The sequence below is a fragment of the Isoptericola sp. BMS4 genome (assembly GCF_011634835.1).
GTDB lineage: Bacteria > Actinomycetota > Actinomycetes > Actinomycetales > Cellulomonadaceae > Isoptericola.
The window spans coordinates 2,310,908-2,335,578 of the sequence record NZ_SIRP01000001.1; the positions used below are offsets into that span (position 1 = coordinate 2,310,908).

At 72.5% G+C, this 24,671-nt stretch carries 17 protein-coding genes, 1 tRNA gene and 1 pseudogene; 12 read left to right on the plus strand and 7 right to left on the minus strand.

Annotated elements, in window-relative coordinates; translation table 11 throughout:
- Nucleotides 1–27 precede the first annotated feature (27 nt).
- Nucleotides 28–1,467, plus strand: a complete 1,440-nt coding sequence (pyk, locus tag EYB28_RS10310; protein ID WP_166847412.1) for a pyruvate kinase — start codon at nt 28–30, stop codon at nt 1,465–1,467.
- A 103-nt stretch (nt 1,468–1,570) separates the two neighbouring features.
- On the opposite strand, the gene EYB28_RS10315 is transcribed toward pyk, so the two are convergent.
- The 3 genes from EYB28_RS10315 to EYB28_RS10325 all read right to left on the minus strand — a co-directional run bounded on the left by EYB28_RS10315 (nt 1,571) and on the right by EYB28_RS10325 (nt 5,203).
- Nucleotides 1,571–3,301 (minus strand): serine hydrolase domain-containing protein, encoded by a 1,731-nt coding sequence (locus tag EYB28_RS10315; protein ID WP_166847415.1) that lies wholly within the window; start codon nt 3,299–3,301, stop codon nt 1,571–1,573.
- Nucleotides 3,302–3,387: 86 nt separating this feature from the next.
- Nucleotides 3,388–4,749 (minus strand): exo-beta-N-acetylmuramidase NamZ domain-containing protein, encoded by a 1,362-nt coding sequence (locus tag EYB28_RS10320; protein ID WP_166847418.1) that lies wholly within the window; start codon nt 4,747–4,749, stop codon nt 3,388–3,390.
- A gap of 380 nt (nt 4,750–5,129) precedes the next feature.
- Nucleotides 5,130–5,203, minus strand: a tRNA-Leu gene (locus EYB28_RS10325).
- Between the two features lie 242 nt (nt 5,204–5,445).
- On the opposite strand from EYB28_RS10325, the gene EYB28_RS10330 reads away from it, so the two are divergent.
- Nucleotides 5,446–6,075, plus strand: coding sequence for an ANTAR domain-containing response regulator (locus tag EYB28_RS10330; protein WP_166852149.1), 630 nt, complete (start codon nt 5,446–5,448; stop codon nt 6,073–6,075).
- A gap of 117 nt (nt 6,076–6,192) precedes the next feature.
- Nucleotides 6,193–6,930, plus strand: a complete 738-nt coding sequence (locus EYB28_RS10335) for a GNAT family N-acetyltransferase (RefSeq protein WP_166847421.1) — start codon at nt 6,193–6,195, stop codon at nt 6,928–6,930.
- A gap of 65 nt (nt 6,931–6,995) precedes the next feature.
- On the opposite strand, the gene EYB28_RS10340 is transcribed toward EYB28_RS10335, so the two are convergent.
- On the minus strand, nt 6,996–7,433 hold the full coding sequence (locus EYB28_RS10340; protein WP_166847424.1) for a hotdog fold thioesterase: 438 nt from the start codon (nt 7,431–7,433) through the stop codon (nt 6,996–6,998).
- 10 nt (nt 7,434–7,443) lie between these two features.
- Between EYB28_RS10340 and polA the strand changes: the two genes are divergently transcribed.
- Nucleotides 7,444–10,218: a DNA polymerase I gene (polA, locus tag EYB28_RS10345; protein ID WP_370459467.1), complete on the plus strand. Its 2,775-nt coding sequence runs from the start codon at nt 7,444–7,446 to the stop codon at nt 10,216–10,218.
- Nucleotides 10,219–10,243: 25 nt separating this feature from the next.
- On the opposite strand, the gene EYB28_RS10350 is transcribed toward polA, so the two are convergent.
- Entirely contained in the window at nt 10,244–11,053 is an 810-nt protein-coding gene (locus tag EYB28_RS10350) for a class I SAM-dependent methyltransferase (protein ID WP_205711020.1), read from the minus strand.
- A 191-nt stretch (nt 11,054–11,244) separates the two neighbouring features.
- Between EYB28_RS10350 and rpsA the strand changes: the two genes are divergently transcribed.
- Nucleotides 11,245–12,738 carry a 30S ribosomal protein S1 gene (rpsA, locus tag EYB28_RS10355; RefSeq protein WP_166847430.1) on the plus strand — a complete coding sequence of 498 codons (1,494 nt, stop codon included), beginning with the start codon at nt 11,245–11,247 and terminating at the stop codon, nt 12,736–12,738.
- 175 nt (nt 12,739–12,913) lie between these two features.
- Here rpsA and EYB28_RS10360 read toward each other — a convergent pair whose 3' ends face one another.
- Entirely contained in the window at nt 12,914–14,794 is a 1,881-nt protein-coding gene (locus tag EYB28_RS10360; RefSeq protein WP_166847433.1) for an ABC transporter ATP-binding protein, read from the minus strand.
- Nucleotides 14,795–14,875: 81 nt separating this feature from the next.
- On the opposite strand from EYB28_RS10360, the gene coaE reads away from it, so the two are divergent.
- The 4 genes from coaE to EYB28_RS10380 all read left to right on the plus strand — a co-directional run bounded on the left by coaE (nt 14,876) and on the right by EYB28_RS10380 (nt 20,039).
- On the plus strand, nt 14,876–15,508 hold the full coding sequence (coaE, locus tag EYB28_RS10365) for a dephospho-CoA kinase (protein ID WP_166847436.1): 633 nt from the start codon (nt 14,876–14,878) through the stop codon (nt 15,506–15,508).
- A gap of 43 nt (nt 15,509–15,551) precedes the next feature.
- Nucleotides 15,552–17,666, plus strand: a complete 2,115-nt coding sequence (uvrB, locus tag EYB28_RS10370) for an excinuclease ABC subunit UvrB (RefSeq protein WP_166847438.1) — start codon at nt 15,552–15,554, stop codon at nt 17,664–17,666.
- 208 nt (nt 17,667–17,874) lie between these two features.
- A complete protein-coding gene (locus EYB28_RS10375) occupies nt 17,875–18,996 on the plus strand; it encodes a TerC family protein (RefSeq protein ID WP_166847440.1) in 1,122 nt (373 codons plus the stop codon).
- Nucleotides 18,997–19,016: 20 nt separating this feature from the next.
- Entirely contained in the window at nt 19,017–20,039 is a 1,023-nt protein-coding gene (locus EYB28_RS10380; protein ID WP_166847442.1) for a TerC family protein, read from the plus strand.
- A gap of 36 nt (nt 20,040–20,075) precedes the next feature.
- On the opposite strand, the gene EYB28_RS10385 is transcribed toward EYB28_RS10380, so the two are convergent.
- Nucleotides 20,076–20,372 carry a YciI family protein gene (locus tag EYB28_RS10385; protein ID WP_166847444.1) on the minus strand — a complete coding sequence of 99 codons (297 nt, stop codon included), beginning with the start codon at nt 20,370–20,372 and terminating at the stop codon, nt 20,076–20,078.
- 139 nt (nt 20,373–20,511) lie between these two features.
- On the opposite strand from EYB28_RS10385, the gene uvrA reads away from it, so the two are divergent.
- From uvrA to EYB28_RS10400, 3 genes and pseudogenes are all read left to right on the plus strand, one after another.
- The gene (gene uvrA / locus EYB28_RS10390; protein ID WP_240930494.1) at nt 20,512–23,475 is read left to right on the plus strand and encodes an excinuclease ABC subunit UvrA; all 2,964 of its coding nucleotides are present in this window, start codon (nt 20,512–20,514) and stop codon (nt 23,473–23,475) included.
- A gap of 17 nt (nt 23,476–23,492) precedes the next feature.
- Nucleotides 23,493–23,996: an OsmC family protein gene (locus EYB28_RS10395; RefSeq protein WP_166847446.1), complete on the plus strand. Its 504-nt coding sequence runs from the start codon at nt 23,493–23,495 to the stop codon at nt 23,994–23,996.
- A 341-nt stretch (nt 23,997–24,337) separates the two neighbouring features.
- A pseudogene (locus EYB28_RS10400) lies at nt 24,338–24,671 on the plus strand (carbohydrate ABC transporter, N-acetylglucosamine/diacetylchitobiose-binding protein); the annotation flags it as partial.

The window sequence follows — 24,671 nt, forward strand, 5'->3', positions numbered from 1 at the left end:
GGGCCGAACGACGACGAGGCTGGAGACATGCGCAGAGCGAAGATCGTGTGCACCATCGGACCCGCGACGGCGTCCCCGACCAAGCTCCGGGAGCTGGTCGACGCGGGCATGGACGTGGCCCGGATCAACCGGAGCCACGGCGAGCAGGCGGAGCATCAGGCCGTCTATGAGGGTGTACGGGCCGCGGCGAAGGAGGCCGGTCGCAACGTCGCCGTCCTCGTCGACCTGCAGGGGCCGAAGATCCGGCTCGGCCGGTTCGCCGGCGACCAGAAGCACTTCCTCAACGAGGGTGACACGTTCACCATCACCACCGAGGACGTGGAGGGCACCAAGGAGCTGGTCTCCACGACCCACGAGGGCCTGCCCGGCGACGCCCGGGTCGGCGACCCGATCCTCATCGACGACGGCAAGGTGCGCGTGCGCGTCACCGCCGTCGAGGGGCCGCGCGTCGTCACCCAGGTCGAGGTCCCGGGGCCCGTGTCGAACAACAAGGGCCTGAACCTGCCCGGCGTCGCGGTCTCCGTCCCGGCGCTGAGCGACAAGGACACCGACGACCTGCGCTGGGCCCTGCGGATGGGCGCCGACCTCATCGCGCTGTCGTTCGTGCGGTCCGCCAAGGACTACGACGACGTCGCGACGATCATGGAGGATGAGGGCCGCACCGTCCCCGTGATCGCGAAGATCGAGAAGCCGCAGGCGGTGGAGAACCTCGAGGAGGTCGTCGCCGCGTTCGACGGCTTCATGGTCGCCCGCGGCGACCTCGCCGTCGAGATGCCGCTCGAGCAGGTCCCGCTCGTGCAGAAGCGCATCGTCGAGCTGGCCCGCCGCAACGCCAAGCCGGTCATCGTCGCCACGCAGGTGCTGGAGTCCATGACGACCAGCCCGCGCCCCACGCGCGCCGAGGCGTCGGACTGCGCCAACGCCGTGCTGGACGGCGCGGACGCGGTGATGCTCTCCGGCGAGACGAGCGTCGGGGACTACCCGATCGTCACCGTGGAGACGATGGCGAGCATCATCTCCGCCACGGAGGAGATGGGACGCGAGCGCATCGCGCCCCTGGGCTCGACCCCGCACACCCGCGGCGGCGTGATCACGCGCGCCGCGGCCGAGATCGGCGAGACGCTCGGGGTGAAGTACCTGGTGACCTTCACCCAGTCCGGCGACTCCGCCAAGCGCATGTCCCGCCTGCGCTCGGGCATCCCCCTGCTCGCGTTCACCCCGGAGGAGCACGTGCGCAACGTGCTCGCGCTGACCTGGGGCACCACCACCTACCAGGTGCCGAAGGTCGGCAGCGTCGACGCGATGGTCGACCAGGTCGACTCCACGCTGCAGGCGAACGGGCTGGCCGAGCCCGGCGACCGCGTCGTCATCGTCTCCGGCGCCCCCGTGGGCGTCCCGGGCACGACGAACTCGATCCTGGTGCACAAGGTGGGCACCGCGGGCGACGTGCACGCCATCACCGAGTGACCCGGCGGCCGTGCCCACGGCACGGCCGCTGACCCAGAACGCCCCTCGGTGGCGGGAGGACTCCCGCCACCGAGGGGCGTTCGCGCGTTCGTGTGGTCGGCCGTCAGCGGTTCACGAGCCGCCAGCCGTCGGCGTCGAAGGCGTCCGGCGACGACTCGCCGTCGAGCAGCGTCCCGCCCGGCCCCCGGGCGACCACGCCGTCGACGAGGACGCCGCGCCCCAGGTAGCCACCGTCGGTCGTCGCGCGCCACCGCACGAGAATCTCGCCGGCCGGCAGGTCCGCGCGGGCCTGCGTCCAGCGACGTGTCCCCGAGCCCGCGACGACGCCGTCCCACTCGGTCGCCGTGCCCCGGTCGCGGACCGTGAACGGCAGCGGCGTCCAGGTGTCTCCGCCGTCCGCGGAGGACTCCAGGTGGAGCGGGTCCGTCGACTCCGTGTCGAGGTAGAGGTCGAAACCGAGCCGCGCGCCGCCGGCGGGCACGTCGACCGGTGCCGTGAGCGTGGACGTCGTGGCGTTGGCGTCGCCGGAGAGCCAGGCGTCGTCGCCGCGGCGCGGCTCGACGCCCTGCGCGTAGGCCAGGCCGCGCGCCCACTCCCGGCGCGCGACGTTGATGCTGCCCGAGCTCCGTGACGGGTGGACCCGGTTGGTCAGCAGGATCGCGAACGCGTCCGCCTCGAAGTCGACGACCAGCGAGGTGCCCGTGTACCCGGTGTGCCCGGCCGTGCGGGGCCCGGACATCGCGTCCATGTACCACCGCTGGTTCAGCTCGAAGCCGAGGCCGTGCTCGTCGCCGGGGAACTCCGTGTTGAAGTCGGTGACCATCTGCCGCACGGACTGCGGGGACAGGATGCGCGCGCCGTCGTAGGCGCCGCCGTTGAGCAGGGCCTGCGCGAGCACCGCCATGTCGCCGGCCGTGGAGAAGATCCCCGCGTGTCCCGCGACGCCCCCGAGCGACCAGGCGTTCTCGTCGTGCACCTCGCCCCGGACGACGCCGCGCGGCGGCGTCGCCTGGTACTCGGTCGCCGCCGTGCGGTCCACCTCGGTCGGGTTGAATCCCGTGTCCGTCATCCCCAGCGGGCCCGTGACGCGGTCGGCCACGACCTCGTCGAGGGGCGCGCCACGCAGCTCCTCGACGAGCACGCCCAGCGTGATGAGGTTGAGGTCGCTGTACCGGTAGACGGTCCCCGGAGGGTCGTCGAGCGGCTGGGCCATGACCGCCGCGATGCGCGACTCCTCGTCGGGGTAGCGGCTCCACAGCGGCAGCCAGGCGACGAAGCCGGACGTGTGCGTGAGCAGCTGGCGTACCGTCACCTCCTCCTTGCCGTTCGCGGCGAACGCCGGCAGGTACGTGGCGACAGGCTCGTCGAGCTCCACCAGACCGTCCTCGACGAGCTGGGTGACGGCGATCGACGTGAACAGCTTCGTCACCGACGCCATGTCGAAGATCGTGTCCTCGCGCATCGGCACGCGCTCGTCGGCGGGCAGCGGCACCCCCTCGTCGCCGTAGGCGAGCGCGTCGCCGCTGGCGTCCGTCGCGACGATCCGGCCCTCGTAGCCCATCAGCCCGACCGCGCCGGGGTACAGCGCGTACCCGCCGTCCGCGGGAAGCTCCTCGTGCGCCCGGACCTGCGCGACGGCGGCGTCGATCGGCCCCGGGTCGAGCCCGACGTCCGCCGGGTCCGCCTCGGACAGGACCGTGTTCGGCGGCATGAACCGCACCGGCGGCTCGCCCTCGGCGGCCGTGGCGCTCCCCGCGGCCATCGGCACGGCCATCGCTCCCACCGTTCCCGCCGCCACCGCGGCGGCGACCAGTCGTGACGTCCGTGCCCTCATGCTGAGTCCGCTTCTGCGTGATCCCTGCGGTGCCTCGCTCCGGTACACCTCGTCCCTCGGCGTCCCTCCGCGGGGGCTCCTCGCGCTCATGCCTGGGGCCCGGTGTAGAGCAGGTACTGCTGGCGCCGGCGGTCGAAGTCGGCGAGCTCGTCGGCCCAGGCGCCCACGACCTCGTCGGTCGAGGCGCCGGCGTCGATCTGCTGGCGCAGCCGCGACGAGCCGGTGAGCTTGTCGATCCAGAACGGGCGCTGCGGGTCCCAGGAGTCCTCGCGCCACGCGAACTCGGGGTACAGGGACGCGGCCGCGACCAGCATCGCGACGCCGGTGCGCACCGGGTCGAACGTGCCCGGGTCGTCGACGGTGACCTGGACGCCGCTGCAGACCTCGCCGGAGTGCTTGCTGAACGTCGGGTTGAAGTACGCCTCGCGGAAGGACACCCCGGGGAGCCCGGCGTCGGTCAGGGCGGCCGCCCAGCGGTGGTCGGCGTACGGTGCCCCGACGAGCTCGAACGGGCGGGTGGTGCCCCGGCCCTCGGACAGGTTCGTGCCCTCGAACATGCACGTGCCGGGGTAGACGAGCGCCGTGTCCGGCGTCGGCATGTTGGGGCTCGGCATGACGAAGTCGAGGCCGGTGCCGGCGAACGTGACGTCGCGACGCCAGCCGGAGAGCCGGACGACGTCGAGCCGGTCTCCCAGGCGGGCGCCGACCGCGGGCTCCATCAGCTCGCCGTCGAAGAACCGGGCGAGCTCGCCGACCGTCATGCCGTGCGCCTGCACGACCTTCTCCGCGCCGACGCCGGACGTGTAGTCCTCGGTCATCATCGGCCCGCGGGCGGTCCCGCCGACGGGGTTGGGGCGGTCGAGGACCACGAACCGGGCGTCCACCTCGACGGCGGCCTGCATGGCGCGCCACATGGTCCAGATGTACGTGTAGAACCGGGCACCGACGTCCTGGATGTCGAAGACGACGGTGTCGACGCCGGCCTCGCGGTACATCGCCGCCATGTCGTCGGCACCGGCGCCGTAGGCGTCGTAGACGGTCAGACCGGTGCGCTCGTCGACGAACGTGCCCTCCGAGCCGCCGGCCTGGGCGGTGCCGCGGAAGCCGTGCTCAGGCCCGAAGACGGCGACGAGGTCGACGACGCCGGACTCGTGCATCTCGTCGACGACGCTGCGCAGGTTCCGCAGGACGCCGGTGGGGTTCGTGATGACGCCGACGCGGCCGTCGCGCAGGGCCGCCCAGCCGTCCGCGGCGAGGCGGTCGGCGCCGGGGACGACGGGGCGTCGCGGGGACTGGCCGGAACCGGCCGTGGCCGCCACGGGTGCGGCGCCGGCGGCGAGCGCGGTGTGGGGCACGCTCGCCGCGCCGAGCGCGGCCCCGGCGAGGAGCTGCCGGCGGCTGGGACGGCGGGCCGGGAGGTCGGGGATGTCGGGGGAGTCGTGGTGCATCGTGGGGTCCTTCCTGCCGCGAGCGGCAGACGGCCGGCGGCAGCGACGGCGCCGTCACCGGGACGCGGCATCGTCACCGCGCGGAGCGACGCCCGCCCCTGGCCGGGCGCCGGCGTCGCAGGTCGGGCCGACCGCCGTCGGGACGGCCGGTGAAAGAGTTGCCTCGATAGATGGACACCTGGAAAATTACCGACATCCGAGGTCGACGGCAAGGCCCGTGGCGCCGGGCGACGGCCCGTGGGGGAGTGCGTGGCCGGAGTGGTCGCCGGGCTCGAGCGTCCGTCACACGCCGGCCCGCGGAGACGCCGGACGACGGTTCCCGTCCGCCGGGTACGGGGAGCGGCCGGTCGTGCCGGTGGCATGCCGGTCATGTCGGTGGGTGCCCCGGATGGGATTCGAACCCATACTGGATCGGGTTTGAGCCGATTGCCTCTGCCGGTTGGGCTACCGGGGCGGTGCGGGCCCATCGAACCACATGGCGGGCGGGCCGCCCAACACGGCGGCGGGACGACGTCCGGGCCGTCCGACAGGGGTCGTGAGCAGCCGACGCGGGCACACGATCGTCGCGCGTCTCACACGTCTCGACCCGCCGCGCGGCACGCACGACGGGCACGTGACGTCTAGGATGTTCCCGTGACCGAGAAGCCCAACGACGCGAAGCCCGAGGCAGCGGCGGTGCCGCTCGACCTGCCGCCGATGATCGACCAGGAGCCCGAGGAGACGAAGGAGCCCAAGGCGTCGGGCGAGCGGCCGGCACGACGTGCCGTCGTCGTCGAGGACGAGGCGCTCATCCGGATGGACGTCGTCGAGACGCTCCGGGAGGCCGGGTTCGACGTGGTCGGCGAGGCGGGTGACGGCGAGACGGCCGTGCAGCTCGCCACCGAGCTCAAGCCCGACGTCGTCGTCATGGACGTCAAGATGCCCGAGCTGGACGGCATCTCCGCCGCCGAGCGGATCGGCAAGGCGCACGCGGCGCCGGTCGTCCTGCTCACGGCGTTCTCGCAGACCGAGCTCGTGGAGCGTGCGCGCGACGCGGGCGCGATGGCGTACGTCGTCAAGCCGTTCACCCCGGCCGACCTGCTGCCCGCGGTGGAGATCGCCATCTCGCGCTACCAGCAGATCGGCGCCCTGGAGGCCGAGGTCGCCGACCTGGCCGAGCGGTTCGAGACGCGCAAGCGCGTGGACCGGGCCAAGGGCCTGCTGATGACGAAGATGGGGCTCAGCGAGCCGGAGTCGTTCCGCTGGATCCAGAAGACCTCGATGGACCGTCGCCTGACGATGCGCGAGGTCGCGGACGCCGTGATCGACCAGGTCGGCGGCGCCTGAGCAAGCGATTCTTGTGCGGCTCCCGGGCGGCGGCTATCGTCGCCTGGGAGCCGTGACCTTTCCGTGATGTTTCGTGCGTCGACGACCGTTCACCCGGCCGTCGCCGAGGAGGTGCCGATGCGTGCAGCAGCCGTCGAGGTGCGCCCAGCCGAGGGCGACGACCTCGTGGCCGTCGCCGACCTCGCCGCGCAGGGCGTCGTCGAGGTCCCGACCGCGGTCCAGGCGTCGCAGGCCGAGCCCGAGCGTCTCCTGCAGCACCTGAGCGTCCTCGTGTCCTCCGGGGGCACGGTGCTGCTCGCGACCCACGAGGGCCACGCCTGCGGCTTCATCGTCCTGCGGGTGCTCGAGCCGATGCTGTTCGCCGCGACGACGAGCGTCTCGATCGACGCGATCTTCGTGACCCCGCAGGCCCGACGCCGTGGGACGGGCCGCGCCCTGCTGGCCGCGGCCTCGGCCGTGGCGGCCGAGCACGGCGCCGAGCACGTGTACTGTGCCCCGGCCCCCGGTGCGCGCGGCATGCAGCGGTTCCTGGCCCGGCTGGGGTTCGCCCCCGCCTCCGGCCACCGGGTGGTGGCGACGGCCGCGCTGCAGCGGCGGCTGGCGCAGGAGGCGCCGCAGACGCCGCGCGGCGCGCGGATGAGCCGCCGGGACGCGACCCGCGCTGCCATCGAGGACCTCGTCGCGCGGCGCCGCCGCGCCCGCGCCGCCGGGCTCCCCACCGGGCCGGTGGACCTGCGTGCCTTCCACGCGCAGCGCGAGGAGATGCTGCGCGACATCCAGGCGCCGGAGGGCGACGAGGAGCCAGGGCGTCCCGCGGCGCCGGTCGCGACGGTCTCGGAGCCGGTCTCGTCCTGAGCCATGCGTCCTGAGCGAGCCCCGTCGTCCCGAGCCCGGCCCGTGCGGTGCGCCGCGCCGACGGGTCAGGCGGCGAGGATCATGCACGTGAGGCGTGCCGTGCAGACGCGGCGGCCCTCGTCGTCGGTGACGACGACCTCGTAGGCGGCGGTGGACCGTCCGAGGTGGATCGCCCGGGCCTCCCCGTGGACGGTGCCGGCGCGCACGCCCCGGTGGTGGGTGGCGTTGAGCTCCAGCCCGACGGCGGCCCGGTGGGGGCCGGCGTGCTGCTGCGCCGCGACGGAGGCGAGGGTCTCGGCGAGCGCGGCCGTGGCGCCGCCGTGCAGCAGACCCGCCGGCTGGGTGTTGCCGGCCACGGGCATCGCGCCCGTCGTACGGTCGGCGCCCGTGTGCACCAGCTCGATGCCGAGCCGCTCGATGAGGGTGCCACGGGCGGCGGCCGCCCACTGCTCGGCGGTGGACGGGAAGGCGGGCTCGCCGTGGTGCGGAGGAGTGTCGGTCACGCACGTTAGGTTGGCACCCGTGACGACCTCTGCGCGACCCGGGACCGGATCCACCGCCGCCCGTACCGACAAGCCCCGACTCCTGCTCGTCGACGGGCACTCGATGGCCTACCGCGCGTTCTTCGCGCTGCCCGACACGCTGGTGACGTCCAGCGGCCAGGTGACGAACGCCGTGTACGGGTTCACCTCGATGCTGACGAACCTGCTGCGCGACGAGCGGCCGACGCACGTCGCCGTGGCGTTCGACGCCGGTCGCGTGACGTTCCGCACCGAGCGGTTCGCCGAGTACAAGGGCAACCGGGACGCGACGCCCGAGGTCTTCCGCGGGCAGGTGCCGCTCATCAAGGAGGTCCTGGAGGCGCTGCGGATCCCGGCGCTGCAGCGGGAGGGAATCGAGGCGGACGACATCCTCGCCACGCTGGCCCGCCGGGCGACCGAGGCGGGGATGGACGTCCTGATCTGCTCCGGCGACCGTGACGCCCTGCAGCTCGTCAACGATGACGTGACCGTCCTGTACCCGAAGCGCGGGGTCTCGGACCTGGTCCGTATGACGCCGCAGGCGGTGGAGGAGAAGTACGGGGTGCCGCCCGGGCGCTACCCGGACCTGGCCGCGCTGGTCGGGGAGTCGAGCGACAACCTGCCCGGCGTCGACGGGGTCGGGCCGAAGACGGCCGCGAAGTGGGTCACCACCTACGGGGGGCTCGAGGCCCTGCTCGAGCACGTCGACGAGCTCAAGGGCAAGACCGCCGAGAAGCTGCGGGACGCCGTCGACCAGGTGCGCCTCAACCGGGAGCTCAACGCCCTGCTGACCGACGTCGAGCTGGCGCTCGCCCCGGCGGACCTCGAGCTCACGGGCTTCGACCGGGAGGCCGTGCACCGGGTCTCGGACACCCTGCAGTTCGGCGCCCTGCGCGACCGGCTGCTGGCGGCCGACCCGACCGGGGAGTCCGAGGCCTCCGCGGCGGAGGCCGACGGCGTGGACGTGGAGCTGGAGCGCCTGGCTCCCGGGGGCCTGGGCACATGGCTCGAGGCGAGGGCGGGCCGGGCGCTCGGCGTCGACGTGACCGGCACGGCGACGCCCGGGGCGGCGGACGCCTGGGAGGTGGCGATCGCGACCGGGTCCTCCGACGCGCCGGACGGCGCCGGCGCGGTGGCGGTCGTCGTCGACCTCGCCGACGTCACGGGCGACGACGAGCGGGCGCTGACGACGTGGCTCGCCGACGCTGGAGCGGCCAAGGTCGTGCACGGGGCCAAGGCGGCGTGGCACATGCTCGCGGGCCGGGGCCTGGAGCTGGCCGGGGTCACCTTCGACACGGAGCTGGCCGCGTACCTCTGCTACCCGGACCAGCGCGGCTACGACCTCGGCGACCTCGCCGTGCGGCACCTCGGGCGGGAGCTGACCGTGGCGGCACCGGACGGCGCCCAGGGCGCGCTGGACCTCTCGCTGGACGCGGGCGGCGACGCGGGCGACGACCCCCGTGCGCGGCAGGCCGCGGTGCGGGCCACGGCCGTCGCGGACCTCGCGGAGGCGCTCGGCGCCCAGCTCGCCGACCGGGGCGCCGACGGGCTGCTGACCGACGTGGAGCTGCCACTGTCCGCCGTGCTCGCCCGGATGGAGCACGTCGGGATCGCCGCCGACGTCGACTACCTCACCGAGCTCGAGAAGGGCTTCGCGTCTGCCGTCGCCGACGCCGCCGCCGAGGCCTACGACGTCATCGGCCGGCAGGTGAACCTCGGCAGCCCCAAGCAGCTGCAGGAGGTGCTCTTCGACCAGCTGGGCATGCCCAAGACCAAGAAGATCAAGACCGGGTACACGACCGACGCGGCATCGCTGCAGGACCTGTACGTCAAGACCGGGCACCCGTTCCTCGAGCACCTGCTCGCCCACCGCGACGTCACCCGGCTGCGGTCCACCGTCGAGGGGCTGCTGAAGTCGGTGGCGCCGGACGGCCGCATCCACACCACGTTCCAGCAGACGATCGCCGCGACGGGGCGCCTGAGCTCGACGGACCCGAACCTTCAGAACATCCCCATCCGCACGGAGGAGGGCCGGCGCATCCGCCGGGCGTTCCGCGTCGGCGAGGGCTACGAGTCGCTGCTGACCGCGGACTACAGCCAGATCGAGATGCGGATCATGGCGCACCTGTCGGGAGACGAGGGCCTCATCGAGGCGTTCCGGTCGGGGGAGGACCTGCACCGCTTCGTCGGCTCGCGGGTGTTCCAGGTGGCCCCGGAGGACGTGACGCCCGAGATGCGCTCGAAGATCAAGGCGATGAGCTACGGCCTCGCCTACGGCCTCAGCGCCTTCGGCCTCTCCCAGCAGCTGACCATCGCCACGAGCGAGGCCCAGTCGCTCATGGACGACTACTTCACCCGGTTCGGCGGGGTGCGCGACTACCTCACGGGCGTCGTCGACGAAGCCCGTGCCACCGGGTACACGGCGACCATCCTGGGCCGTCGGCGCTACCTGCCCGACCTCACCAGCGACAACCGGCAGCGACGGCAGATGGCCGAGCGCATGGCGCTCAACGCGCCGATCCAGGGCAGCGCCGCGGACATCATCAAGCTCGCCATGCTGCGGGTCCACCGGGCGCTGGTCGACCGGCAGCTCGCCTCGCGTCTGCTGCTGCAGGTGCACGACGAGCTGGTGGTGGAGGTCGCGCCCGGGGAGCGGGAGGCCGCGGAGGAGGTGCTGCGCCGCGAGATGGGTGCGGCGGTGGAGCTCGCGGTGCCGCTGGACGTCTCGGTGGGCGTGGGGGAGACCTGGCACGACGCCGGGCACTGACCCCGGTGTCCGGCGACCCCGACCGTCAGTCCTTCGTCGTGACGAAGACGGCGGTGCCCGGCAGGTGGGCGCCACGCTCGGGGCTCCACCCGCCCCAGGTCTGCGTGTTCCACGCGGGCCACTCCGGCTCCACGACGTCCCGGAGCCGGAGGCCTGCCGCCGCGACCTCGCGCACGTGGTCGCCCAGCGTGCGGTGGTACTCGGCGTAGACGACGCGCCCCGTGTCGTCCTCCTCGGCGTACGGGCGGCGGTCGAAGTACGAGCGGTCGGCCGTGAGCCCGCGCACCGACGGGTCGTCGGGGAACGCCCACCGCACCGGGTGGGTCACGGAGAAGACCCAGCGGCCGCCCGGGCGCAGCACGCGCGCCGCCTCGGCGTGCACCCGCGCGGCGTCGGGGACGAAGGGGATGGCGCCGTAGGACGTGAAGACCACGTCGAAGCTCGCCGCCGCGAACGGGAGCGACCGCGCGTCGGCCTGCAGGACGGGCACCGTGGGCGCCGCCGGGCCGCCGCCGCGGCGGGACGCGCGGAGCATCGCGCCGGAGACGTCGGTGGCGACGGTCCGCGCGCCGCGCGCGGCGAGCCAGCGAGAGCACTGCGCCGCCCCGGCACCCACCTCGAGGACGCGCGCGCCGCGGACATCGCCGAGCAGGCCCGCCTCGTCCTCGGTGAGTCCCTCCGGGCCCCAGCGGAAGGCGTCGCCGAGGAACGCGCCGTGCTCGTCGAGGTACTCGGCGGCGTGGGCGTCCCACCACCCCCGTGCCGCGGCGCCGCCCTGGTCGTCGGGCACGTGCAGGTAGCCCGCCCGCGCGAGGGGGCGTGGGGGCGTCGGCAGGTCGCTCACCCCGTCATCGTGGCACCTCGCGGTCGTCGGGGGGCGGGCGCCCCGGCCGCGTTGACCCCTCACGACGGCATCGATAGGATTGTTCGCGGTGCAGTGCGCCCGACGAGTCTCGTCGATGCGACGGCGCCTGTCACCGCGACCCTGACCGCACTACGCCCTGTCCGCATCGGAGCATCCACTCAATGACCATCTCCACCACGAAGTCCGCACCGCAGGTTGCCGTCAACGACATCGGCACCGAGGAGGACTTCCTTGCCGCCGTCGACGCCACCATCAAGTACTTCAACGATGGTGACATCGTCGAAGGCACGATCGTCAAGGTCGACCGCGACGAGGTCCTCCTCGACATCGGCTACAAGACGGAGGGCGTGATCCCCTCCCGCGAGCTCTCGATCAAGCACGACGTCGACCCGGGCGAGGTCGTCGCCGTCGGCGACGCCGTCGAGGCGCTCGTCCTCCAGAAGGAGGACAAGGAGGGTCGTCTGATCCTGTCCAAGAAGCGCGCCCAGTACGAGCGCGCCTGGGGCACGATCGAGAAGATCAAGGAGGAGGACGGCGTCGTCACCGGCACCGTCATCGAGGTCGTCAAGGGTGGCCTCATCCTCGACATCGGCCTGCGCGGCTTCCTCCCCGCCTCCCTGGTGGAGATGCGTCGTGTCCGCGACCTCGCGCCGTACGTCGGCAAGGAGATCGAGGCCAAGATCATCGAGCTCGACAAGAACCGCAACAACGTGGTCCTGTCGCGCCGCGCCTGGCTCGAGCAGACGCAGTCCGAGGTCCGCTCCACCTTCCTGCAGACGCTGCAGAAGGGCCAGGTGCGCCCGGGTGTCGTCTCCTCGATCGTCAACTTCGGTGCGTTCGTCGACCTCGGCGGGGTCGACGGCCTGGTGCACGTCTCCGAGCTCTCCTGGAAGCACATCGACCACCCGTCCGAGGTCGTCGAGGTCGGCCAGGAGGTCACGGTCGAGGTGCTCGACGTCGACTTCGACCGCGAGCGCGTCTCCCTGTCGCTGAAGGCGACGCAGGAGGACCCGTGGCAGGCCTTCGCCCGCACGCACGCCATCGGCCAGGTCGTGCCCGGCAAGGTCACCAAGCTGGTGCCGTTCGGTGCGTTCGTCCGCGTCGAGGACGGCATCGAGGGCCTCGTGCACATCTCCGAGCTGGCCGTGCGCCACGTCGAGCTGCCCGAGCAGGTCGTGGCCGTCGGCGCCGAGGTCTTCGTCAAGGTCATCGACATCGACCTCGAGCGTCGCCGCATCTCGCTGTCGCTCAAGCAGGCCAACGAGGGCGTCGACCCGGAGTCCGAGGACTTCGACCCGGCGCTGTACGGCATGGCGGCCGAGTACGACGAGAACGGCGAGTACAAGTACCCCGAGGGCTTCGACCCCGAGACCAACGAGTGGCTCGAGGGCTTCGAGGTGCAGCGCGAGGCCTGGGAGGCCGAGTACGCCAAGGCGCACGCGCGCTGGGAGGCGCACCGCGAGCAGGTCCGTGCGGCCCTGTCGGCGGACGCCGACGCCGCGGTGAGCGACGCGGTGCCGAGCAGCAGCTCGTCGTCCACCTCGTCGTCGTCCTCCTCCTCGTACTCGTCGGCGGCTCCGGCCCCCGAGGCCGGCGGCACGCTCGCGTCGGACGAGGCGCTCGCCGCGCTCCGCGAGAAGCTCACCGGCAACTGAGTCCGCTGGCGGCAACTTAGCCGTGCGGCAGCCGCACGGCCGCGTGAGCACCGGCGAAGGCCCGTCACCCCTCCGGGGGTGGCGGGCCTTCGCCGTCGGGCGGGGCAGGGCGGTGGCGCGGGGCCGGGTCGGGCGGGCCGGACCGTGCGGGCCGGACCGTGCGGCCTACGGGGCTCTACGGGACCTGCGGGCCGGCGTCGGCAAACTGGGTGGCGTAGAGCTCGGCGTACAGGCCGCCGGCGGCGAGCAGCTCGAGGTGCGTGCCCTGCTCGACGACCCGGCCGTCGTCGAGCACGACGATCGAGTCCGCGGCGCGCACCGTCGAGAGCCGGTGGGCGATCACGAGCGAGGTGCGCCCGGCCAGCGCCTGGTCCAGGGCGGCCTGCACCGCGGCCTCGGACTCGGAGTCGAGGTGCGCCGTCGCCTCGTCGAGCACCACCACGTCGGGTGCGCGGAGCAGCAGCCGGGCGATGGCCAGGCGTTGCCGCTCCCCGCCCGAGAGCCGGTACCCGCGGTCTCCCACGACCGTGTCGAGGCCCTCCGGCAGCCCGGCCACCAGCGACCAGACCCGTGCCTGGCGCAGCGCGCGCTCGAGGTCGTCGTCGGTGGCCTCGGGGCGGGCGAGGCGCAGGTTGGCGGCCACGGTGTCGTGGAACAGGTGCGCCTCCTGCGAGACCACGCCGACGGTGCCGCGCAGGGACGCGGCGGTGACGTCGCGGAGGTCGGCGCCGGCGATGCGCACGGTGCCCGAGGTGGGGTCGTACATGCGCGTGACCAGCTGGGAGACCGTCGTCTTGCCCGCCCCGGACGGCCCGACGAGGGCGACCATCGTGCCGGCCGGCACGGTGAACGACACGTCGTGCAGGGTGTCGGCCGACGGGTCGGACCGCACGGTCGCCACGGACTCGAGGGAGGCCAAGGAGACCTCGTCGGCGCGCGGGTAGCGGAACGTCACGTGGTCGAGCTCGATGCGCGCGCCGTGCGCGGCGACGGCGGTCCGCAGATCGGAGGCGCCGGGCCGCTCGGCGACGGTGGGCTCCAGGTCGAGCACCTCGAGCACGCGCTCGAAGCTGACGAGCGCCGTCATCACGTCCACCTGGACGTTGGACATGGCCGTGAGCGGTCCGTACAGCCGCCCGAGGTACGCGGTGAGGGCCACCAGGGTGCCGACGGTCAGGTCGCCGGAGATCGCCTGCAGGCCGCCGAGGCCGTAGACCAGGGCGATCGCGACGGAGGCGAGGGTCGTGAGCCCGACGCGGAACCAGGTGCCCAGGAGGGCGGTCCGCACGCCGACATCGCGGAGCCGGCGCGCCTGGGCGGCGTAGGCGGCCGACTCGCGGTCCGGGTCGCCGAAGACCTTGACCAGGTGGGCGCCGGCGACGTTGAAGCGCTCGTTCATGAGCTGGCCGGCCTCCGCGTTGAGCTCGTACCCGGTGCGGGTGAGGGCGGCGAGGCGGCGCCCGAACCAGCGGGCGGGCAGGACGAAGGCGGGCAGCAGCACGAGCGACAGCAGCGTGAGCCGCCACGACATGACGAGCATGGCGGCGAGCGTGAAGGCGATCGTCAGGCCGTTGGACACCACCGTCTGCAGCGTGGAGGTGAACGCCTGCTGCGCGCCGAGGACGTCCCCGTTGAGCCGCTGGACGAGCGCGCCGGTGCGGGCCCGGGCGAAGAACGCCAGCGGCATCCGCTGCACGTGGTCGAAGACCGCGGTGCGCAGGTCGACGATGAGCCCCTCGCCGACCCGCGCCGACAGCAGCCTCTCCACCACGGAGAGCGCCGCCGACAGGAGCGCCACGCCCACGGCCGCCGCCGCGAGGCCGAGCACGAGCGCCCGGTCGCCGCCGGCGATGCCGTCGTCGATGATGCGCCGGAACAGCAGGGGCGTGACCGCGCCGGCCGCCGCGCTGACGGCCAGGAGGGCGACGAACACCGCGAGCCGCCCCCGGTAGGGGCGGGCGAAGGCGAGGACCCTGCGCGGCGTCGAGGAGGCCAGCCGGTGGTCCTTGACGTCCTGGTCCCCGAGGTACGAGCGCATCGCGCGTCCGCCGACCATCCCACCTCCGTGCGTCCGGCTCGGCGCCCGGGTCGCGGGCGCTCCTGGCGGGAAGCCTACGCCGGGGGCAGGATGGTCCCCATGCTCCGCATCGGTCTCACGGGCGGCATCGCCGCCGGCAAGTCCGTCGCCGCGCGCCGCCTCGCCGAGCTCGGTGCCGTCGTCGTCGACCACGACCTGCTGGCGCGGGAGGCCGTCGCGCCGGGCACCGTCGGGCTCCAGGGGGTCGTGGAGGCGTTCGGCGACGGCGTCCTGGCGCCCGACGGGTCGCTGGACCGCCCCGCGCTCGGGCGGCTGGTCTTCGACGACGACGAGGCGCGGTCCCGGCTCGAGGGCGTCCTGCACCCGGAGATCCGGCGGCTCGCCGCCGAGCAGGAGGCGCTGGCGGGCGCGGCCGACCCGGACGCCGTCGTGGTGCACGACATCCCGCTGCTCGTCGAGACCGGCCAGTCGGACCGCTTCCACCTCCTCGTCGTGGTGGACGCGCCCGCCGAGCAACGGGTGGCGCGGCTCGTGGACGGCCGAGGCCTGCAGGAGGCGGAGGCGTGGTCGCGCGTGCGGGCCCAGGCGTCGGACGCGGACCGGAGGGCGGCGGCGGACGTCACGCTCGACGGCACGGGCACCGAGGAGGAGCTGCGGGCGCAGGTGGACGCGCTGTGGCGGCGGCTCGAGCACGAGGTCGCGCAGGAGTCGGACGCCTCGCAGGTGTCCTGAGGCCGGGAGGCCGGGTGTCGGTGGCGCGCCGTACCGTGGTGACATGCGACCCGTGACCGACCTGCAGCGTGCGGTGGCCCCCTTCGAGGTGGTCTCCGAGTTCGAGCCCTCCGGCGACCAGCCGGCGGCGATCGCGGACCTCGCCGGCCGTGTCGAGGCGGGGGAGAAGGACGTCGTCCTCCTGGGCGCCACGGGCACGGGCAAGAGCGCCACGACGGCCTGGCTGATCGAGAAGCTGCAGCGGCCCACGCTCGTGATGGCGCCGAACAAGACGCTGGCGGCGCAGCTCGCGACGGAGTTCCGCGAGCTGCTGCCGAACAACTCGGTCGAGTACTTCGTGTCGTACTACGACTACTACCAGCCCGAGGCGTACATCGCGCAGACGGACACCTACATCGAGAAGGACTCGTCGATCAACGACGAGGTGGAGCGGCTGCGGCACTCGGCGACGTCGAACCTGCTCACCCGGCGCGACACCGTCGTGGTGGCCTCGGTGTCGTGCATCTACGGCCTCGGCACACCGCAGGAGTACGTGGACCGCATGGTGCGCCTCGACGTCGGCGACGTCGTGGACCGGGACGAGATGCTGCGCCGCTTCGTGCAGATGCAGTACACGCGCAACGACACCGCGTTCACGCGCGGCACGTTCCGGGTGCGCGGCGACACCGTGGAGATCATCCCGGTGTACGAGGAGCTCGCCGTGCGGATCGAGATGTTCGGCGACGAGATCGAGTCGATCCAGACGCTGCACCCGCTGACGGGCGAGGTGATCCGCAGCGAGCAGAGCGTCTACCTGTTCCCGGCGACGCACTACGTGGCGGGGCCGGAGCGGATGGAGCGCGCGATCGCGGGGATCGAGGAGGAGCTGGCCGCGCGGCTCGCGGACCTGGAGAGGCAGAACAAGCTGCTCGAGGCGCAGCGCCTGCGCATGCGCACCACGTACGACATCGAGATGATGCGCCAGATCGGCACCTGCAGCGGGATCGAGAACTACTCCCGCCACATCGACGGCCGCGAGGCCGGGTCGCCGCCGAACACCCTGCTGGACTACTTCCCCGAGGACTTCCTGCTCGTCATCGACGAGTCGCACGTGACCGTGCCGCAGATCGGTGCCATGTTCGAGGGCGACATGTCGCGCAAGCGCTCCCTGGTCGAGCACGGGTTCCGGCTGCCGAGCGCGATGGACAACCGTCCGCTGCGCTGGGAGGAGTTCGTCGAGCGCATCGGCCAGACGGTCTACCTGTCGGCCACGCCCGGCGACTACGAGCTCTCGATGTCGGACGGCGTCGTCGAGCAGATCATCCGCCCGACGGGCCTCGTCGACCCGGAGGTCGTGGTCAAGCCCACCACGGGCCAGATCGACGACCTGCTCGGCGAGATCCGCGAGCGCGTCGACCGCGACGAGCGCGTCCTGGTGACGACGCTGACCAAGAAGATGGCCGAGGACCTCACGGACTACTTCCTCGAGCGGGACGTGCGGGTGCGGTACCTGCACTCCGAGGTCGACACGCTGCGGCGCGTCGAGCTGCTGCGCGAGCTGCGCATGGGCGAGTACGACGTCCTCGTCGGCATCAACCTGCTGCGTGAGGGCCTCGACCTTCCCGAGGTGTCCCTGGTCGCGATCCTCGACGCGGACAAGGAGGGCTTCCTGCGCTCGGAGCGGTCGCTCATCCAGACGATCGGCCGCGCGGCGCGCAACGTCACCGGTCAGGTGCACATGTACGCGGACAAGATCACCCCGGCGATGCGGTACGCCCTCGACGAGACGAACCGCCGCCGCGAGAAGCAGATGGCCTACAACGCCGAGCGAGGAATCGACCCCCAGCCGTTGCGCAAGCGGATCGCGGACGTCACCGACATGCTGGCGCGTGAGGACATCGACACCGCCGAGCTGCTGGCCGGCGGGTACCGCAAGGCCCCGGCCGGGAGCCAGGGCAAGGGGAAGGCCCCCGTCCCGGGCGCCCCGAAGGAGGCGGCCGTCACGGGCAACCGCCTCGCGGGCGTGGCGGCGAGCGAGCTCGCTGAGCTCATCACCGAGCTCAGCGACCAGATGCACGCCGCCGCCGCCGAGCTCCAGTTCGAGGTCGCCGCGCGGCTCCGCGACGAGATCGGCGGGCTCAAGAAGGAGCTGCGGCAGATGCAGGAGGCGACCGCCTGACCTGCGGGTCCGGACGGTCGCGGCCCGGGCCGGCACGACGAGGGTGCCTCGGTACCGTATGCTTGCCGGACGCAGGGGAGTACTCCACAAGCGGTGAGGTCGTCATCCCGATCGGCACGGACTGCCGATCCGGCCTCGCCCGCCCTCGCCGGGACCGGCAGGGGCGGAGAAGACCTTCGGTGCTCAGTGCTAGGCAACCGGAGGTTCTATGGACGTCCCCGTGTGGGTGTGGATCGTCACCGTCGCCGCCATCCTGGTGATGCTCGCCGTCGACTACCTGGGCCACGTGCGCACGCCGCACGCCCCCACGTTGCGCGAGTCGGCCACGTGGTCGGCGGTCTACGTCGCCCTGGCGCTCGTGTTCGGGCTCATCGTCTGGATCGCGTGGGGCGGCGACTACGGAGGCGAGTACTTCGCCGGGTACATCACCGAGAAGTCGTTGAGCGTCGACAACCTCTTCGTCTTCGTGCTCATCATGACGAGCTTCCGCGTGCCGCGGGAGCACCAGCAGAAGGTGCTGCTGATCGGCATCACCGTGGCGCTCGTGCTGCGCACGATCTTCATCGCCGCCGGCGCGGCGATCATCGCGAACTTCGCCTGGGTCTTCTACGTCTTCGGGGCGTTCCTCATCTGGACCGCGATCGCCCAGGCCCGCTCCGGGACCGGTCACGACGACGAGTGGAACGAGAACGCCGTCCTGCGCCTGACCCGTCGGCTGTTCCCGACGACCGACGACTACGTCGGCAGCAAGATGACCGCGAAGGTCGACGGGAAGCGCTACATCACCCCGATGCTCATCGTGATGATCGCGATCGGCAGTGCCGACCTGCTGTTCGCGGTCGACTCGATCCCGGCGATCTTCGGGCTCACGCAGGAGACGTACCTCGTCTTCACCGCCAACGCGTTCTCGTTGCTCGGCCTGCGTCAGCTCTACTTCCTCGTCGACGGGCTCCTCGACCGTCTCGTCTACCTCAACTACGGCCTCGCCGCGATCCTCGGCTTCATCGGCATCAAGCTCGTCATCCACGCCCTGCACACCAACGACCTGCCGTTCGTCAACGGCGGCGAGCACGTCGAGGCGATCCCGGAGATCTCCACCACGGTCTCCCTCGCGTTCATCGTCGTGGTCCTGGCGATCACCACGATCGCCTCGCTCGCTCGGGACCGCCGCGACCGTGGGGGTCGCCTCGCCACGGCGACGACCGCTCCCGTGTCCCGGGCGGAAACGCCGGACGTGCCGTCCGAGGACGCACCGCGGCCCGGCACCACGTCCGAGACCCGCGCCGACACCGAGGCCCCCGCCGAGTCCCCCCGCTCCCGAGACTCCTGATCCACCCGAGAGGCTGAGGTATGACCCACGAGCTCCCGTACTGGTTCGAGGCGGCGTCGCTGGTCGCGCTGATCGCGCTGCTGGCCGCGGACCTGGTGATCGTCGGGCGGCGCCCGCACGTGCCGTCGATGAAGGAGAGCGGCGTCTGGGTCGCGTTCTACGTCGGCCTCGCGCTGGTCTTCGGGCTGGTGGTCCTCGGGGTCGGGGGCGCCGCACCCGCGGGGGAGTTCTACGCCGGCTGGCTGACGGAGTACTCGCTCAGCGTCGACAACCTGTTCGTCTTCGTCATCATCATGTCGAAGTTCGCCGTGCCGAGGCAGCACCAGCAGATGGTCCTGATGGTCGGGATCATCATCGCGCTCGTGCTGCGTGCGGCGTTCATCCTGGCCGGTGCCGCGATCCTCGAGCAGTTCGTCTGGATGTTCTACCTGTTCGGCGCGTTCCTCGTGTACACGGCGATCAAGCTGGTCGCGGGGGAGGACGACGAGGCCGAGTTCAAGGAGAACGTGGCGATCCGCCTGCTGCGGCGGGTCCTGCCCCTGAGCCCCGACTACGACGGCGCGAAGGTCCGCACGGTCGTGGACGGCACACGGCTCTTCACGCCGATGCTCGTCGTGTTCGTGGCGATCGGGTCCACCGACCTGCTCTTCGCGCTCGACTCCATCCCGGCGATCTTCGGGCTCACCACGGACCCGTTCATCGTCTTCACCGCGAACCTGTTCGCGCTCATGGGGCTGCGGCAGCTGTACTTCCTGCTGGGCGGGCTCCTGGAGCGGCTCGTCTACCTGCCGATCGCGCTCGCGGTCATCCTCGGGTTCATCGGCGTGAAGCTGATCCTCGAGGCCCTGCACTCCAACACGCTGCCGTTCATCAACTCCGGGCACCACGTGGCGTGGGCGCCGGAGGTGCCGATCTGGCTCTCCCTCGCGGTGATCCTCGGCTCGATCGCGCTCGCGACCGTGGCCAGCCTGCTCAAGACCCGCCGCTCCGCGGCGGTCGCCGCGGCGGAGCGGGAGGCGCAGGAGCCGAGCCAGCAGGCGTGACCCGACGCCCCGGGGAGAGCTCGCCAGGGCGGTGGGTCAGGACGCCAGGGCACCGATGACGGGCTGCCACTCACGCGCGGAGCGTTCCGCGACCAGGCCGGCACGGCGCATCGGGTCCGGGTCCAGCAGCGTGAGCGCCCCCGTCGGGTCCTGCGCCTCCACGACGAGCAGCGCGCCCCCCGGCTCGCCGTCGGGCGTCGGGGGCAGCGGGCCCGACGCCAGGAGGGAGCCCTGCGCGAGCAGGTCGCGCAGGAACGCCCGGTGCTCGGGACGCACCTCGCCGAGCCGGTCGGGGTCTGCCACGTACACGTAGGTCACTGCGAAGACGGCCATGGCAGCCATCCAAGCACGGTCGGTGCCGGGCACGCGCCGGGTGTCCGGGGCCGCCCGTGAGGCCGACGCCGGGCGGTGCCACGCAGGACCCGGATAGAACGCCTGTACGAATGTCGGTGGGCGGTCGTAGGATGCTCCGGTGAGCAACCGCCTCGTCATCTCCGGCGCCCGCGAGCACAACCTTCGCAACGTGGAGCTCGACCTCCCGCGGGACCGGCTCATCGTCTTCACGGGCCTGTCCGGCTCGGGCAAGTCGTCGTTGGCCTTCGACACCATCTTCGCCGAGGGGCAGCGGCGGTACGTCGAGTCGCTGTCGGCCTACGCCCGGCAGTTCCTCGGCCAGATGGACAAGCCCGACGTCGACTTCATCGAGGGCCTGAGCCCGGCGGTGTCGATCGACCAGAAGTCGACCAATCGGAACCCGCGCTCCACGGTGGGGACCATCACGGAGGTCTACGACTACCTGCGCCTGCTGTTCGCCCGCGCGGGCACCCAGCACTGCCCGGTGTGCGGCGAGCCGGTGCGCTCGCAGACGCCCCAGCAGATCGTGGACAAGCTCCTCGAGCTCCCCGAGGGCACGCGTTACCAGGTCCTGGCGCCCGTGGTGCGCGGGCGCAAGGGCGAGTACGTCGACCTCTTCTCCGAGCTGCAGACCCAGGGGTTCGCACGGGCGCGGGTGGACGGCGAGGTCGTCCAGCTGGCGGAGCCGCCCGCGCTGGAGAAGAAGCTGAAGCACGACATCGAGGTCGTCGTGGACCGGCTCGTGGCGCGCGACGGCGTGCAGCGCCGGCTCACGGACTCGGTCGAGACGGCGCTGTCGCTGGCGGGCGGCCTCGTGATGGTCGAGCTCGTCGACGCCGACGTCGACGATCTGGACCGTGTGCGCAAGTTCTCGGAGAAGCGCGCCTGCCCGAACGACCACCCGCTCACCCTCGACGAGATCGAGCCGCGGACGTTCTCGTTCAACGCGCCCTACGGCGCGTGCCCGGAGTGCACCGGGATCGGGTTTCGGCTGGAGGTCGACCCCGAGCTCGTGGTGCCCGACCCGGAGAAGTCGTTGCGCGAGGGGGCCGTGGTCCCGTGGGCGCAGACGTCGTCGGAGTACTTCGAGCGTGTCCTCACGGCGCTCGCCGAGGAGATGAGCTTCTCGATGGACGCCCCGTGGCGCGCCCTGCCGCAGCGTGCGCGGGACGCCGTGCTGCACGGGCGCAACCACAAGGTGCACGTGCGCTACCGCAACCGCTGGGGGCGCGAGCGGCAGTACTCCACGGGGTTCGAGGGGGCCGTGACGTTCCTCGAGCGCCGGCACCGGGAGACGGAGTCCGACTGGTCCAAGGAGAAGTACGAGGCGTACATGCGGGAGGTCCCGTGCCCCGTGTGCAAGGGGGCCCGCCTCAAGCCGGAGGTTCTCGCGGTCACCGTGGGCGGCCGGTCGATCTGGGACGTGTGCCGCCTGCCGATCGACGAGGCGAAGACGTTCCTCGACGGGCTGGAGCTCGGCGAGCGGGAGCGCGCCATCGCCGCCGAGGTGCTCAAGGAGATCCACGCACGCCTGGGCTTCCTCGTGGACGTCGGGCTCCACTACCTGTCGCTCGAGCGCCCGGCCGGCACGCTGTCGGGCGGTGAGGCGCAGCGGATCCGGCTCGCGACCCAGATCGGGTCCGGCCTCGTCGGGGTGCTGTACGTCCTGGACGAGCCGTCGATCGGGCTGCACCAGCGCGACAACCACCGCCTCATCGGGACCCTCACCCGGCTGCGCGACCTCGGCAACACCCTCATCGTGGTCGAGCACGACGAGGACACCATCCGCGCGGCCGACTGGATCGTGGACGTCGGGCCCGGGGCCGGCGAGCACGGTGGCGAGGTCGTGCACTCGGGCGAGTACGCCGGGCTGCTCGAGGCCGAGGGGTCGATGACGGGCGCCTACCTGGCCGGGCGCCGGAGCATCCCGCTGCCGGCCGAGCGGCGGTCGACCGATCCCGACCGCCGGGTGACGGTGGTCGGTGCGCGGGAGAACAACCTGCGCGGCATCGACGTGGACTTCCCGCTCGGGGTGCTCACGGCGATCACGGGCGTCTCGGGGTCGGGCAAGTCGACCCTGGTGAACTCGATCCTGCACACGGTCCTGGCCAACGAGCTCAACGGCGCGCGCCAGGTGGCGGGCCGCCACACCCGCGTCACGGGCATCGACCAGCTCGACAAGGTCGTGCACGTCGACCAGGGGCCGATCGGCCGGACGCCGCGCTCCAACCCCGCGACGTACACCGGGGTGTGGGACCGGATCCGCAAGATCTTCGCCGAGACGGAGGAGGCCAAGGTCCGCGGCTACGGGCCCGGCCGGTTCTCCTTCAACGTCAAGGGCGGGCGCTGCGAGGCGTGCGCCGGCGACGGCACCCTGAAGATCGAGATGAACTTCCTGCCCGACGTGTACGTGCCGTGCGAGGTGTGCCACGGGGCCCGGTACAACCGGGAGACGCTCGAGGTGCACTTCAAGGGCAAGACCGTCGCCGACGTCCTCGACATGCCGATCGAGGAGGCCGCCGAGTTCTTCGCGGCGTTCCCGGCGATCTCCCGGTACCTGGGCACCCTCGTCGACGTGGGGCTGGGCTACGTGCGCCTCGGCCAGCCCGCCCCCACGCTCTCCGGCGGCGAGGCCCAGCGGGTGAAGCTCGCCAGCGAGCTGCAGAAGCGTTCGACGGGCCGCACGATCTACGTCCTCGACGAGCCCACCACCGGCCTGCACTTCGAGGACATCCGGCGGTTGCTGGGCGTGCTCCAGTCGCTCGTGGACAAGGGGAACACCGTGCTCGTCATCGAGCACAACCTCGACGTCGTCAAGAGCGCGGACTGGATCGTCGACATGGGGCCCGAGGGAGGCTCCGGGGGAGGCATGGTCGTCGCGCAGGGCACGCCGGAGGAGGTGGCCCAGGTGCCCGAGAGCCACACCGGGACGTTCCTGGCGGAGGCGCTGTCGGCGCACCCGCCGGTCCCGACGGCGCCGCTGCCGCGGCGTGCGACTGCCGGGCGCGACGACGACGCGTCCGGGAAGCCCGCAGGGCGGGGGAGGACCCCCAAGCGAGCCGGCAGGCGCAAGGCCGCCTGACGCCCTACCGTGACCCCATGGGTGCCCACCACGACTACTCCGTGACCGTCTCGTGGCCGGACCCCGGGGTGGAGCACGACACCGCGCCGGGGACGACGTCCTACACGGCCTACTCCCGGGACCACGAGGTGTCGCTCGCGGGCAAGGCGCCCCTGCCCGGCAGCGCCGACCCGGCGTTCCGCGGCGATCCTGCGCGTTACAACCCGGAGGAGCTGTTCGTCGCGAGCCTCGCGCAGTGCCACATGCTGTGGTTCCTCCACCTCGCCTCGCAGGCGCGGCTGGTGGTGCGCCGCTACGCGGACGACGCCACGGGCACGATGCGCGTCGAGTCGCGCGGGGAGGGCCAGTTCACCGACGTGACGCTGCGTCCCCGCGTGACCGCCGACCCGGGGCCCGCGGCGACGGACGCCGTGATCACGGACCTGCACCACCGTGCCCACGCCCTGTGCTTCATCGCGCGCTCGGTCAACTTCCCCGTCCTGGTCGAACCCACCCCTGTCCGGCTGACCGTCGTCGGCTGAGGGTCCCGCGGCGCCGCGGATCCCCCTCTCGAACGCGCTGGTCCCGGAATGGTCACGAAACCTCGGAGACTGTTGACGTGGACCGCGAGCGGTGAATACGTTCCCTCCATCTCCGGAATTGGGAGAGGAACCTTACAGATGCGGATTCTGGCGACGTCGAGGATGACGTCGACACCGACGGCGTCGTCGATCGCCGGGGGCGAAGAGGCACCCGTCGCTCGACCCGCGGGCGCGTGCGATCTGGGCGCGGCCGCGGTCCGGGGGGACGTCCGCCACACACCGAACGGCGCTGGACCTCAAGGCCGAGAGCCGGACAACCGAGACGAAGGGCATCCACGACGATGACCAGGAACCCCATGGTGGAACCCACCGACCCGAGCCGCCGGACCCTCCTGCGTGCGGCGTTCTACTCCGCCGCCGCGCTGCCGTTCGGCCTCACGCTCGCCTCGTGCGCCACCGGGGGTGGCGACGGCGGGGACGACGACGCCACCACCGCGCCCACCGGGACGGGCGACGCGACCAACCCGTTCGGGATGGCGGAGAACACGACGGTGGACGCCGTGATCTTCGACGGCGGGTACGGCGTGGACTACGTCGAGTTCGCCGCCGAGATCCTCGCGGGCCTGCACGCGGGCTCGTCGGTGAAGGTGTCGCCGTCCACGCAGATCGCGACCG

What these genes read in the sequence shown, in the direction of transcription:
- pyk (WP_166847412.1), top strand. Translation starts at nt 28, where the DNA reads ATGCGCAGAGCGAAGATCGTGTGCACCATCGGACCCGCGACGGCGTCC.
- EYB28_RS10385 (WP_166847444.1), bottom strand. Translation starts at nt 20,372, where the DNA reads ATGGCCGTCTTCGCAGTGACCTACGTGTACGTGGCAGACCCCGACCGG.
- EYB28_RS10395 (WP_166847446.1), top strand. Translation starts at nt 23,493, where the DNA reads ATGGGTGCCCACCACGACTACTCCGTGACCGTCTCGTGGCCGGACCCC.
- EYB28_RS10330 (WP_166852149.1), top strand. Translation starts at nt 5,446, where the DNA reads ATGATCGACCAGGAGCCCGAGGAGACGAAGGAGCCCAAGGCGTCGGGC.
- coaE (WP_166847436.1), top strand. Translation starts at nt 14,876, where the DNA reads ATGCTCCGCATCGGTCTCACGGGCGGCATCGCCGCCGGCAAGTCCGTC.
- EYB28_RS10315 (WP_166847415.1), bottom strand. Translation starts at nt 3,301, where the DNA reads ATGAGGGCACGGACGTCACGACTGGTCGCCGCCGCGGTGGCGGCGGGA.
- EYB28_RS10375 (WP_166847440.1), top strand. Translation starts at nt 17,875, where the DNA reads ATGGACGTCCCCGTGTGGGTGTGGATCGTCACCGTCGCCGCCATCCTG.
- uvrB (WP_166847438.1), top strand. Translation starts at nt 15,552, where the DNA reads ATGCGACCCGTGACCGACCTGCAGCGTGCGGTGGCCCCCTTCGAGGTG.
- EYB28_RS10360 (WP_166847433.1), bottom strand. Translation starts at nt 14,794, where the DNA reads ATGGTCGGCGGACGCGCGATGCGCTCGTACCTCGGGGACCAGGACGTC.
- EYB28_RS10380 (WP_166847442.1), top strand. Translation starts at nt 19,017, where the DNA reads ATGACCCACGAGCTCCCGTACTGGTTCGAGGCGGCGTCGCTGGTCGCG.
- EYB28_RS10335 (WP_166847421.1), top strand. Translation starts at nt 6,193, where the DNA reads ATGCGTGCAGCAGCCGTCGAGGTGCGCCCAGCCGAGGGCGACGACCTC.
- EYB28_RS10320 (WP_166847418.1), bottom strand. Translation starts at nt 4,749, where the DNA reads ATGCACCACGACTCCCCCGACATCCCCGACCTCCCGGCCCGCCGTCCC.
- rpsA (WP_166847430.1), top strand. Translation starts at nt 11,245, where the DNA reads ATGACCATCTCCACCACGAAGTCCGCACCGCAGGTTGCCGTCAACGAC.